Origin of the sequence: Leifsonia sp. NPDC080035, assembly GCF_040050925.1 — a bacterium.
Taxonomy (GTDB): Bacteria; Actinomycetota; Actinomycetes; order Actinomycetales; family Microbacteriaceae; genus Leifsonia.
Genome location: NZ_CP157390.1, coordinates 2420241 through 2432095 on the forward strand (window position 1 = coordinate 2420241; position 11855 = coordinate 2432095).

Below are 11855 nucleotides of genomic sequence, written 5' to 3' on the forward strand. Positions count from 1 at the left end.
ACCGGCCGCGACACGCCGCGCGCGCTGCCGCGAGACGGCGTGTCGCGACCGCTCGTCGCACCCGCCGTCCGAGCGACCGCCTCAGACGAGCAGCTGGTGCTTCGCGAGGTCGCGGTAGAGCGGCGTGGAGGCGACCAGCTCGGAGTGCGTGCCGACGCCGATGACCCGGCCGTGGTCGAGCACCACGATCTGGTCGCTGTCGACCACGGTGGACAGCCGGTGCGCGATCACGAGCATGGTGCGATCCTCGGCCACCGCGTCGATCGCCTCGCGCATCAGCTGCTCGTTGCGGCCGTCGAGGCTGGACGTCGACTCGTCGAGCAGCAGCACCGGCGGCGCGGCCAGGAGCGCCCGCGCGATGGCGAGGCGCTGGCGTTCGCCTCCGGAGAGCATGATCCCGTCCTCGCCGACGGGTGCGCCGAGCCCGAGCTCGTCGCGCTCCAGCACCTCGGTGAGGTTGACCGCGTGCAGCACGTCGATGCACTCGGCGTCGGTGGCGTCGGGAGCGGCGAGCGTGAGGTTGTCGCGGAGCGACCCGGCGAGCACCGGCGCGTCCTGCTCCACGTACCCGATCTGCGCGCGCAGCGCGACCCGGTCGAGCCGGCGCACGTCCATCCCGCCGAAGCGCACCTCGCCCGCCTGCGGGTCGTAGAAGCGCTCGATCAGCGCGAGGATGGTCGACTTGCCGGCGCCGGACGGGCCGACCAGGGCGGTGCGCTTGCCGCGCGGCACCGTGAAGCTCACGCCGTGGAGAACGCCGCCGTGCCGACCGGTGGCCGGGTCGGTGCCGATCCCGGCGGCCGCCTCGGCCTCGGCGACGACGTCGGCGCCACCGAGCGCGCCGAGGGCGATCGCGCCGGAGTCGGCGGGCGCGGCCGACGCCTCCGACGGCTCCTCGACCTTCGCCGACGACGGGTAGGAGAAGTGAACGTCGGCGAACTCGATCGCCGGCGCGTCCGGGGCGAGCCCGGCGTTCGCCGGGCCGACCGTCATGCCGAGCGGCGCGATCTCGCGGTCGTGCTGGTCCTCGGTGGGCAGGTCGAGGATCTCCTGGATGCGGCCGAGCGCGCCGAGCGCCGAGTTGACGGCGGCGATCGCGCCGAACGCCTGGCCGAGCGGGAGGATCATCATGAACAGGAACAGGATGAACGCCACCAGGTTCGCCACGGTGATGTCCCCGCTGGCGACCCGGAAGCCGCCGACGCCGAGGACCACGAGGAACGAGACCTGCATCGCGATCCCCGCGACCGGGACGACCAGCGCCGAGATCTTCGCGACCTGGATGCCCATCCTCCAGGCGCCGGTCGCATCCTCGTCGACGGCCGCGATCTCGCGCTCGGTGGCGCCGGCGGCGCGGATGGTCCGCACCGAGCTGATGGCGCGCTCGACCGCGGCGGCGAGGTCGCCGACCTTGGTCTGCGCCTTCTGGCTGGCGACACGGATCCGGCCGGAGAGCGCCGTGACGACGACGATCGAGACGGCCACCACCAGCACCGTCAGACCGAGCAGCACCGGGTCGATGATGAGCATCGCGATCAGCGCGCCGACGAACGTCAGCGCCCCGCCGATCGCCTCGACGAGGCCCTGGGTGAGCACCGCGCGCAGCAGCGTCGTGTCCGAGCCGACACGGGAGACGAGGTCGCCGGTGCGGCGGGTGTCGAACTCGCTGATCGGCAGGCGCAGCATCCTGCCGACGAGCTTGCGCCGCGACGACAGCACGACGCCCTCGCCGGTGCGCTGCAGCAGGTAGTGCTGGTAGCCGGAGATCAGGCCGGAGACGACCACGAGCGCGACCAGCGCCCAGACCAGGCCGCCGAGCGGCTGCTGCTTGCCGACCAGGTCGATGACCTGGCTGACCAGCAGCGGCTGGGCCAGGCTGGCGGCGGCGCCCAGGATGCTCAGCACGACAACGAACGCGAGCACGCCGCGGTGCTCGAACAGGTAGGGGAGGAGTTGCGAGAACCGGGCGCGGGGGCCGGGCTGCTCGCCGCGCCGGGAGAAGGGGGAGCGGCGTCGAGGGGCTGAGGTGGTGTCGGTGCTCATGGGTTCCGTTTCGCCAGTGTCGCGGGATGCGCGAGGTGCTACCTCGACCGTACTTCCTGTGCGCTGCCTGTTTGCTGACACCCTCGCGTACCGGCTGTCGGTCGTCGCGGCTACAGTGCTGAACTATGCCGACGTCCGTCATCACCGCCTCCCAGCTCGTCAAGAAGTACAAGGACTTCCCTGCTGTCGACGGAATCAGCTTCGAGGTCGAGGCGGGGGAGTCGTTCGGGCTGCTCGGTCCGAACGGCGCGGGCAAGTCGACCACGATGCGGATGATCGGCGCGGTCTCGACGCGCACCTCCGGCGACCTCAGCATCCTCGGCCTCGACCCGGACCGCTACGGGCCGGAGATCCGCTCGCAGCTCGGCGTGGTGCCGCAGGCGGACAACCTCGACACCGAGCTTCGCGTGCGCGAGAACCTCGTGGTCTACGGCCGCTACTTCGGCCTGCCTGCGGCGCGGGTGCGCAAGCGGGCGGACGAGCTGCTCGCGTTCGCCCAGCTGGAGGACAAGGCGAAGGCCAAGGTCGACGACCTTTCGGGCGGCATGAAACGGCGTCTGACCATCGCCCGCGCGCTGATCAACGACCCGCGCATCCTGCTGCTCGACGAGCCGACGACGGGCCTCGACCCGCAGGCGCGGCACATCCTCTGGGACCGGCTGTTCCGGCTCAAGGAGCAGGGCACGACGCTCGTGCTCACCACGCACTACATGGACGAGGCCGAGCAGCTCTGCGACCGGCTTGTGGTGGTCGACAAGGGCACGATCATGGCGGAGGGGTCTCCGGCAGCGCTCATCCGCGAGTACTCCACGCGCGAGGTGCTGGAGGTGCGGTTCGGCTCGGAGAAGAACGCGGAGGTGGCCGAGCGCCTCGACGGCATCGGCGACCGCGTCGAGGTGCTTCCCGACCGCATCCTCGTCTACAGCGATGACGGGGAGGCGGAGCTCGCCCGCATCACCGAGCGCGGCCTGCACCCCTTGACCAGCCTCGTGCGACGCTCCAGCCTGGAGGACGTGTTCCTCCGGCTCACCGGACGGAGCCTGATCGAATGAGCGCGGCGACCGACGCGGGCGCACCGGGGGCGGCCGGGGACGCGCGGGCGGCGCTTGCCGCGGCCGTCCGGCCCCGGCGGTTCGGCGCCTGGTACGTGGCGGAGCACCGCTTCCGGGTGATGCGGTCGTACCTGCAGACGCTGCTGGTGACCGGGTTCGGCAACCCGCTGCTCTACCTGTTCGCGATGGGTGTCGGCCTCGGCAGCCTGGTCAGCGCGAACCTGGGACCCGCCGCGGTGGACGGCGTCAGCTACCTCGCGTTCGTCGCGCCCGCCCTGCTCTGCACGGCGGCCGTGACCGTCGCGAGCGAGGAGTTCACCTACCCGATCATGCTCGGGTTCAAGTGGAACCCCACGTTCTTCGGGATCAACGCGGCCCCGATCGCGCCGGGGCAGATCATCGACGGCGTCGTCATCTCCGTCGTGGCGCGGCTGCTCGGCACCAGCATCGTCTACTACCTGTTCATGCTGCTGTTCGGGGCCGTGCCGGGGCCGCTGGGCTGGCTGAGCATCCTGGTCGCCACGCTCGGCGGCCTCGCGTTCGGCGCGCCGGTCATGGCGTACGTCGCGACCCTCGAGCAGGACACCGGCCAGATCGCCATGCTGATGCGCTTCGTGCTGCTGCCGATGACGCTGTTCTCCGGCACCTTCTTCCCGCTGGCCACCATGCCGGTCTACCTGCAGTGGATCGGCTGGATCTCGCCGCTCTGGCACGCCACGGAGCTCTCCCGCGTCTTCGCCTACGGCGCCGCCGAGCCGCTCTGGCTGACGCTCGTACACGTCGTGTACCTCGCGGCGCTGTTCGTCGTCTTCTGGCTGTGGGCGCGCCGGATCGCGGCCAGGAGGCTGAACAAGTGACCGCCACGGATGAGCAGCTGACCGCGCAGGTGTCGCGGTCCCGCCCCCTGCGCGCCCTCTACGCGGGAAACGCGCGCTCGGTGATGCAGCGCGGCTGGTCGGCGACGCGCAGCACGAACTGGCTCGTGATCGTCTCGGGCTTCTTCGAGCCGATCTTCTACCTGCTCTCGCTCGGGATCGGCTTCGGCAGGCTCGTCGGCGACGTCACGACGGCGAGTGGCCAGCAGGTGCCGTACGCGGCCTTCATCGCCCCGGCCCTGCTCGCGACGGCCGCGATGAACGGAGCGGTGTACGACTCCACCTGGAACGTCTTCTTCAAGATGCACTTCGCCAAGCTGTACGAGGGGATGCTGTCGACCTCGCTCGGGCCGCTGGATGTCGCGCTCGGCGAGATCCTGCTCGCGCTGGCCCGCGGCGCCCTCTACGCGCTCGGCTTCATGCTCGTGATGCAGGCGCTCGGGCTCAACCTGTCGTGGTGGGCGCTGCTCGCGCTGCCGGCGGTGCTGCTGATCGCGTTCGGCTTCGCGAGCTTCGGCATGGGCATCACCAGCTACATGAAGACGTTCCAGCAGATGGACTGGGTCAACTTCATCCTGCTGCCGATGTTCCTGCTCTCGGCCACGTTCTACCCGATCACGGTCTACCCGGACTGGATTCAGGTCGTCATCAAGGCCCTGCCGCTCTGGCACGGCGTCGAGCTCGTCCGCGGCCTCACCACCGGCGACGTCGACCTCGGGATGCTGTGGCACGTGCTCTACTTCGCGGTGATGGTCACGCTCGGGCTCATCCTGACCACCCGGCGCCTGCGCGCCCTCTTCCTCGACTGACGCGCCCCTCGGGGACGGCGGCGGAGGAGTGTCAGCTCACGTTGTCGGTGAACTCGACGTCCTTCGTCTCCTTGGAGAGCAGCAGCGCGATCAGCGTGAGCACGCCGGCGAGCGACAGATAGACGCCGACCCAGACCGTGCTGCCCTTGCCGATGGTCCACAGCCACACCGCGATCGTCGGAGCGACGGCAGCGCCGAGCACGCTGGACAGGTTGTACGCGATCGCGGAGCCCGTGTAGCGGACGTTCGTCGGGAAGAGCTCTGGCAGCTCGGCACCCATCGGGCCGAACGTGAGCCCCATCAGCGTGAAACCGACGATCAGCAGCGCCATCGTGCCGACGGTGCCCCCGGCGAAGAGCGGGACGAACAGCAGACCGAACACGATGATCCCGAGCGTGACCCAGATCAGCGTCCGCCGGCGGCCGAAGCGCTCGGCGAGCGGGCCGGCCACGAGCGTGAAGATGCCGAAGAACACCACGCCGACGATCAGCATGATCAGGAAGTCGTTGCGCGAGTAGCCGAGTCCGGCGACGAAGGAGCCGGGGTCGAACGTCTTGCCGGCCTTCTCGGCGGCCGCGCGCGCGGTGTCCTGGTTCGAGGCGGCCGTGCCGTAGGTCAGCGTGAACGCTGTCATCAGGTAGAAGAGCACGTAGGTGGCGAGCATGATGAACGTGCCGAGCACGATCTGCCACCAGCTGGTGCGGAACACCCGCGCCAGCGGCAGCTTGGCGACCTCGCCGGTGTCGACGACCTTTTGGAACGCCGGGGTCTCCACCAGCTTGAGCCGCACGTACAGACCGACGATCACGAGCACCGCGCTCAGCAGGAACGGGATGCGCCATCCCCACGCGGCGAACTGCTCCGCCGTCATCGAGATGTTGAGGATGAGGAACAGCACGTTGGCGACGATGAAGCCGATCGGCGCGCCCAGCTGCGGGAACGTCCCGTAGATCGCGCGCTTGCCCGCGGGGGCGTTCTCGGTGGCCAGCAGCGCCGCACCGCTCCACTCGCCGCCGAGTCCGAGGCCCTGGCAGAAGCGCATGACGACGAGCAGGAACGGCGCCCAGAACTCCCAGCCGGGCACCTGCGCCGTGGGCAGGCAGCCGATGAGCACCGTCGCGATGCCCATGGTGAGCAGGGATCCGACCAGGGTGCCTTTGCGGCCGATGCGATCGCCGAAGTGGCCGAAGAGGATGGAGCCGACCGGCCGCGCGATGAACGCGACGCCGAAGACGGCGAACGAGGAGAGGAGCGCCGTCGTCGGGTCCTCGCTCGTGAAGAAGAGCGAGGGGAAGACCAGCACGGCCGCGGTCGCGTAGACGTAGAAGTCGTAGAACTCGATGGACGTGCCGATGAGGCTGGCGAGGATGACACGGCCGCGCGTGTTGGCGGGCGCGGCGGGAGGGGTGACGGAGGCCGTCGTAGACATGGGGTGGGACTTCCGGTGACGTGGATGACTGATGCGGTCCGCAGGCGTGGGGCGTCGGTCGGGCGTCGCGCGGAGGGACGAGAGGGGTCTGTGGGCGCTTGTGGCGCGCATCCACCCTACGTCGACCGGGCGGGCGGCCGAAATCGCGGCCTCGCTAGGCTGGTGGCATGGAAACGCTCTTCGCAGTGCTGCACGTCGTCTCGGCCGTGTTCATCGTCGGCCCCATGGCGATCCTCCCGATGACCGCCATGCGCGCGGTCCGCGCGGGGAACGCCGGCCAGGTGGAGGTGCTGGCGAAGTCCACAAACCTCATCTCGCTGCTCTCCCTGCTCGTGGTCCTCTTCGGCTTCGGTGTGATGGGCCTGGCGGACAAGAAGTACGACCTGAGCATCACGACTCCGTGGATCCTCTGGTCGATCATCCTCTACGCGATCGCCCTGGCGCTGACCCTGTTCCTCGTCGTGCCGACCATGCGCCGCGCGGCCGAGTCGATCCGCGCAGGGGAGGCGTCGAAGTACCCGGCGATCGCCGCCGGCTCCGGCGTCGCCAGCCTGCTCCTGGTGGTGGTCGTCGTCCTGATGGTCTGGAAGCCGTAGTCGAGACCACGAACGCGCGAAGCCGCCCGGCCTGTGCCGGGCGGCTTCGTCGTTCATCCGCTGCTCTTGACGGCGTGCGTCCCCGCGCTTACTCTTTAATCAACAAGATCGTTGAACAAATAGGGGATTGAACAATGGAGCAACCACGCATCATCGCCGACATCACGGCGTCCCTCGACGGCTTCGTCACCGGCCCGGACGCCGGTCCTGGCAACGGCCTCGGCACCGGCGGCATGCCGCTGCACAACTGGGTGTTCTCCGACGATCCCGACGACCGGGGAATCCTCGCCGGCGCGACGGAGCGCTCCGGCGTCGTCGTGATGGGCCGCGACCTCTTCGACGTCATCGACGCGCCGGACGGCTGGAGCGACGAGCTGGGCTACGGCGCCACGGAGGTCGGCAAGCCGCCGTTCTTCGTCGTCACCCGTGCGCGGCCGGAGACCATCCGCCTCACCGGCCTCGACTGGACGTTCGTCACCACCGGACTCGAGGATGCGGTGTCACAGGCGCGCGAGCGCGCCACCGTCGAGGCGGCCGGAACCGGCGTCCTGAAGGACGTCGTCATCATGGGCGGGGGAGCGATCGTCGGCTCCGCGCTCGCCGCGGGGCTCGTCGACACGTTCATCCTGCACCTGTCGCCGCTCATCCTGGGCGCAGGGACGCCGCTGTTCCGCGCCGGGGCGCGGGTCGAGCTCGCACAGCGCGACGTGCTCGTCACCTCGACCGCCACCCACATCACATACGACGTGCTGTGAGCGGGGTGGGGGCGGACTCAACACACTCGAGACGACCCTCGAGGTCGGGAAGGAGGGCGCTCGATGAGCGCACACGAGGTGCAGAACCCGGTCGCCCCGGTACGGCCGGGCGCGATGATGCTGGAGCTCGTGATGCTGCCGGTGACCGACATCGAGGAGGCGAAGGCGTTCTACCGGGACCGCGTCGGCTTCACCGTGGATGTCGACGTGACCCCGGTGGAGGGTGTCCGCATCGTGCAGCTCACCCCGCCGGGCTCGTACTGCTCGGTGACGATGGCGAGCGGGCTCGCCGACGGCGGTGCCGCGCCCGGTTCGGTGCGCGGTCTGCACCTCGTCGTCGCGGACATCGACGCCGCGCGCGCCGCACTGGTCGCACGCGGCGTCGAAGTGGATCCCGTCGTCGACAGGGGCGGCGGCGTGCTGTATGCGGGGTTCAGCGACCCCGACGGCAACACGTGGACTCTGCAGCACATGCCCTGGCGCGGCTAGTCGCCGCGGCGGACGGCAGGCTCAGCCGCGCAGCGCGCGAAGCGCGACTGCGGTGGCGAGAGCCGCGTGCGCGGCCTCCGCGCCCTTGTCCTCCTTCGAGCCGGGCAGGCCGGCCCGGTCGATGCCCTGGGCCTCGTCGTCCAGCGTCAGAACGCCGAAGCCGACCGGCTTGCCGGTGTCGAGGGCCACGCGCGTCAGACCGTCCGTCGCGGCCGAGGAGACGTACTCGAAGTGCGGCGTGCCGCCGCGGATGATGACGCCGAGCGCCACCACCGCATCCGCGCCCGCCTCGAGCGCCGCCTTGCTGACGACGGGGAGCTCGAAACTGCCCGGCACACGGACGAGCGAGAACGACGCACCGGACTCCTCCAGCGTGCGGGTCGACCCCGCGATCAGCCCGTTCGTGATCTCCTCGTGCCAGGTCCCCGCGACGATGACGACGTTCAGGCCGCTCCCGTCGATCCGCTCCTGGGTGTCGGGCGCGCCCGCTCCGCTCATCGTCCTGTCCTCTCCGCGGCCACTCCGGCCGACTGGTCGATCCCGACCGTCTGGTCGATGTCTCCGATCGCGTGACCCATGCGGTCCCGCTTGGTCTCCAGGTAGCCCTCGTTGAAGGCACCGACGCCGACGACGAGCGGCACCCGCTCCTCGACCTCGATCCCGTGCTCCTCCAGCTGGCGCACCTTCTCCGGGTTGTTCGTGAGCAGGCGCACCGAGTGGATGCCGAGGTCCTGCAAGATCGCCGTCGCCGCACCGTAGTCGCGGGCGTCGATCGGCAGGCCGAGCGCGAGGTTCGCGTCCAGCGTGTCCAGGCCGTCCTCCTGCAGCTTGTACGCGCGCAGCTTGTTGATCAGGCCGATGCCGCGACCCTCGTGGCCGCGCAGGTAGACGACGACGCCGCCCTCGCGCTGGATGGTCGCCAGCGCCGAGTCGAGCTGCGGACCGCACTCGCACTTCAGCGAGCCGAACGCCTCGCCGGTCAGGCACTCCGAGTGCACGCGCACCAGGGTGCCCTCGGCGCTCGGGGCGCCGGAGACGATCGCGACGTGATCGGCGCCGGTCATCCGGTCGCGGTAGGCGCGCATCCGGAAGCTGCCGTTGACGGTCGGGACGGTCGTCTCGACCTCGAAGATCACCCGCGACGACTCCGGGATCGGCGTCGGCGACTCCAGCTGCTGATCGCAGTGGAACTCCTGGAGGTACGCGATGAGCGCCTCGATCGTGATCACCAGCACGCCCTCGCGCTCGCCGAGCTCGAGCAGCCCGGGCAGGCGCATCATCTCGCCATCGTCCGCGACGATCTCCGCGATGGCGCCGACCGGCGTCATCCCGGCCAGCTTCAGCAGGTCGACCGCCGCCTCGGTGTGGCCGTCGCGCTCGCGCACGCCGCCCTCCACCGCCCGCAGCGGGAGGATGTGGCCGGGCCGGTGCAGACTGGACGGCGTCGAGTCCAGGTTCGCCAGCACGCGCAGGGTGTGCGCGCGGTCGGCGGCGCTGATGCCCGTGGAGAGCCGGTCCGCCGCATCGACGCTGATCGTGTAGTTGGTGCCGCGGGAATCCTCATTGGCGACGACCATCACCGGCAGCTCCAGGCGGTCGGCGATCTCGTCCGTCATCGGCGCGCAGATGAAGCCGGAGGAGTGCTTGACCGTCCAGGCGATCCACTCCTGGCTTGCGAGCTCCGCGGCGAGGACGACGTCGCCCTCGTTCTCGCGGCTCTCGTTGTCGACCACGATGACGGGCCGGCCCGCCCGCAGTTCCTCGAGGGCCTCCGGGATGGTGGCGAGGGTCATGACGCACTCCGTTCTGTCAGCGCCGGTTCGAGCGCGAGCATCCGCTCGACGTGCCGGGCCAGGATGTCGGTCTCGATGTTCACGCGGTCGCCGGGCACGCGGTCGCCCAGGGTCGTCGCGGTCAGGGTCTCGGGGATGAGGGACACCTCGAACCAGCCGTCCTCGCGGCCGCCGCCCACCGCGCTCACGGTGAGGGACACGCCGTCGATCGCGATGGAGCCCTTGCGCGCCACGAGCGGCGCGTGCTCCGGGTCGAGGCTGAGGCGGACGACGCGCCAGGCGCTGCCGTCCGTAACGGACAGCACGGTCGCGGTGCCGTCGATGTGTCCCTGCACGATGTGTCCGCCGAGCCGGTCGCCGACCTGGGCGGCGCGCTCGAGGTTCACGCGGCGGCCCGGCTGCACGTCGTCGAGGGTGCTCATCGCGAGCGTCTCCGCCATCACGTCGGCCGTGAAGCTCTCCGCGTCCTGACCGATGACGGTCAGGCACACCCCGCTCACCGAGATGGAGTCGCCGTGCGCGGCGTCGCTGACGGCGAGCGGTCCGCGGACGGTGATCCTCGCGGCGTCCGCGACACGTTCGACGGCGGTGATCTCGCCCAGCTCTTCGATGATTCCAGTGAACACGTGTCAGCCTTCCTGTGCTGAGGGGGTGCGGTCCGCGGGGATGCGCGGAGCGGGCGGGACGGGCACGGCGCGCAGGTAGAGGTCGCCGCCGAGGCGCTCGACATCGAGGATGCGCAGCCTCCGCTGCTCGCCGATGGTCTCGACGTCGATCGAGCCGAGGGCCAGGTGCGGGCCGCCGAGCAGGGTCGGCGCCAGGTAGATCGCATACTCGTCGACGAGTCCGGCGGCGACGAACGCGCTCGCCAGGGTGGGGCCGCCCTCAACGTAGACGCGCCGGAAGCCGCGCTGGTGCAGGTCGGCGACCACGTCCTCGATGTCGTGGGTGCCCTCGAAGACGACCGGGTTCGGGTGCCGGAACACCGCAGCGTCGTTCGGGATGGCGCGGGTGCCGACGACCACCGGTGTCGGCTGGGTGCCGAGCAGCTCGCCGGCGTCGCCGCGGGCGGTGAGACTGGGGTCGTCGGCGAGCACCGTGCCGGTGCCGACGACGATCGCGTCGGACGCCTCGCGCTGCTCGTGCACGCGCTGCCGTGCGGCTGCGCCGGTGATCCACTTGCTGGTGCCGTCGGCCGCCGCCGTCCGGCCGTCCAGGCTGCTCGCCCACTTCAGCACGATGTAGGGACGGCCGAGCCGTGCGACGGTCAGCCAGTCGCCGAGGAAGGTCTCGATGTCGTCGGCGAGGACCCCACCGGTCACCTCGACGCCGGCCTCGCGCAGCCGCTCCGCGCCGCCGCCCGAGTGGTGCCCGGGGTCGTCGACCCCGTAGACCACCCGCGCGACTCCGGCCTCGATCAGGGCCTCGGAGCACGGGCCGGTGTGACCCCAGTGGTTGCACGGCTCGAGGGTGACAACGGCGGTCGCGCCGCGGGCGCCGCCCTCGGGCAGCCGGCTCAGGGCGTCGACCTCGGCGTGCGGCGTGCCGACGCCGCGGTGGAAGCCTTCGGCGATGACCTCGCCGTCCGCATCCAGGAGCACGCAGCCGACCCGGGGGTTCACGCCTCCGGCCGGGCCGCCTTCGGCCAGCCGGAGCGCGGTGCGCATCGCGGAGTCCCACGCCGTGCTCATCCGGTGCCGTCCTGTCTCTTCGTACGGGACGTGTTCCGGGGTGCAAGCGGGCTCGCTTGGCGGCGACCGCCACAGCGGCCGCCGACGTGCGCCTCCCATCCGGACTGAGCGTCGCGGCTTTCGCCTGACGCATTACCGTCGGTGCCGGAATTCCACCGGCTCAACAGGATGCTGTGCGCATCCCGCTCGCGGACTGTCACCGCCGGTTCGGATTCTCACCGACCCCGGAGCACGTTTTCTGTTGTCGAGTCTAGATCAACGCCCTCGTCCCCGTCCTATTCCCACCGTTCTGTGACGCCGAGGGGCGGACGAGGAGCGCTGAG

General features: G+C 70.6%; 12 protein-coding genes and 1 riboswitch. Of the genes, 6 read left to right on the forward strand and 6 right to left on the reverse strand.

Annotated elements, in window-relative coordinates:
- Positions 1 to 81: 81 nt before the first annotated feature.
- Positions 82 to 2043 carry an ABC transporter ATP-binding protein gene (locus AAME72_RS11810; protein ID WP_348786751.1) on the reverse strand — a complete coding sequence of 654 codons (1962 nt, stop codon included), beginning with the start codon at positions 2041 to 2043 and terminating at the stop codon, positions 82 to 84.
- A 125-nt stretch (positions 2044 to 2168) separates the two neighbouring features.
- Here AAME72_RS11810 and AAME72_RS11815 point away from each other — a divergent pair, with 125 nt between their 5' ends.
- Genes AAME72_RS11815 through AAME72_RS11825 form a run of 3 tightly spaced genes read left to right on the forward strand, consistent with a single transcriptional unit; the run spans position 2169 to position 4779 of the window.
- Entirely contained in the window at positions 2169 to 3095 is a 927-nt protein-coding gene (locus tag AAME72_RS11815) for an ATP-binding cassette domain-containing protein (RefSeq protein ID WP_348786752.1), read from the forward strand.
- Entirely contained in the window at positions 3092 to 3952 is an 861-nt protein-coding gene (locus AAME72_RS11820; RefSeq protein ID WP_348786753.1) for an ABC transporter permease, read from the forward strand. The genes AAME72_RS11815 and AAME72_RS11820 overlap by 4 nt, the downstream gene beginning before the upstream one ends.
- Complete coding sequence (locus tag AAME72_RS11825) at positions 3949 to 4779, forward strand: ABC transporter permease (protein ID WP_348786754.1); 831 nt, start codon at positions 3949 to 3951, stop codon at positions 4777 to 4779. Before AAME72_RS11820 ends, AAME72_RS11825 begins: the two co-directional genes overlap by 4 nt.
- A 31-nt stretch (positions 4780 to 4810) precedes the next feature.
- Here the strand turns inward: AAME72_RS11825 and AAME72_RS11830 are convergent, their stop codons facing one another.
- Positions 4811 to 6208, reverse strand: a complete 1398-nt coding sequence (locus AAME72_RS11830; protein ID WP_348786755.1) for an MFS transporter — start codon at positions 6206 to 6208, stop codon at positions 4811 to 4813.
- Between the two features lie 167 nt (positions 6209 to 6375).
- Between AAME72_RS11830 and AAME72_RS11835 the strand changes: the two genes are divergently transcribed.
- The 3 genes from AAME72_RS11835 (at position 6376) to AAME72_RS11845 (ending at position 8048) form a co-directional block, all read left to right on the forward strand.
- Positions 6376 to 6804, forward strand: a complete 429-nt coding sequence (locus AAME72_RS11835) for a DUF2269 family protein (protein ID WP_348786756.1) — start codon at positions 6376 to 6378, stop codon at positions 6802 to 6804.
- A gap of 134 nt (positions 6805 to 6938) precedes the next feature.
- Positions 6939 to 7559, forward strand: coding sequence for a dihydrofolate reductase family protein (locus AAME72_RS11840; protein WP_348786757.1), 621 nt, complete (start codon positions 6939 to 6941; stop codon positions 7557 to 7559).
- Between the two features lie 63 nt (positions 7560 to 7622).
- A complete protein-coding gene (locus AAME72_RS11845; RefSeq protein WP_348786758.1) occupies positions 7623 to 8048 on the forward strand; it encodes a VOC family protein in 426 nt (141 codons plus the stop codon).
- A 21-nt stretch (positions 8049 to 8069) separates the two neighbouring features.
- Here AAME72_RS11845 and ribH read toward each other — a convergent pair whose 3' ends face one another.
- Genes ribH through ribD form a run of 4 tightly spaced genes read right to left on the reverse strand, consistent with a single transcriptional unit; the run spans position 8070 to position 11532 of the window.
- Positions 8070 to 8546 (reverse strand): 6,7-dimethyl-8-ribityllumazine synthase, encoded by a 477-nt coding sequence (ribH, locus tag AAME72_RS11850; protein WP_348786759.1) that lies wholly within the window; start codon positions 8544 to 8546, stop codon positions 8070 to 8072.
- Positions 8543 to 9841 (reverse strand): GTP cyclohydrolase II, encoded by a 1299-nt coding sequence (gene ribA / locus AAME72_RS11855; RefSeq protein WP_348786760.1) that lies wholly within the window; start codon positions 9839 to 9841, stop codon positions 8543 to 8545. The genes ribH and ribA overlap by 4 nt, the downstream gene beginning before the upstream one ends.
- Entirely contained in the window at positions 9838 to 10467 is a 630-nt protein-coding gene (locus AAME72_RS11860; RefSeq protein WP_348786761.1) for a riboflavin synthase, read from the reverse strand. The genes ribA and AAME72_RS11860 overlap by 4 nt, the downstream gene beginning before the upstream one ends.
- A 3-nt stretch (positions 10468 to 10470) precedes the next feature.
- A complete protein-coding gene (ribD, locus tag AAME72_RS11865; protein ID WP_348786762.1) occupies positions 10471 to 11532 on the reverse strand; it encodes a bifunctional diaminohydroxyphosphoribosylaminopyrimidine deaminase/5-amino-6-(5-phosphoribosylamino)uracil reductase RibD in 1062 nt (353 codons plus the stop codon).
- 83 nt (positions 11533 to 11615) lie between these two features.
- Positions 11616 to 11768: riboswitch (FMN riboswitch) on the reverse strand.
- Positions 11769 to 11855: the final 87 nt, after the last annotated feature.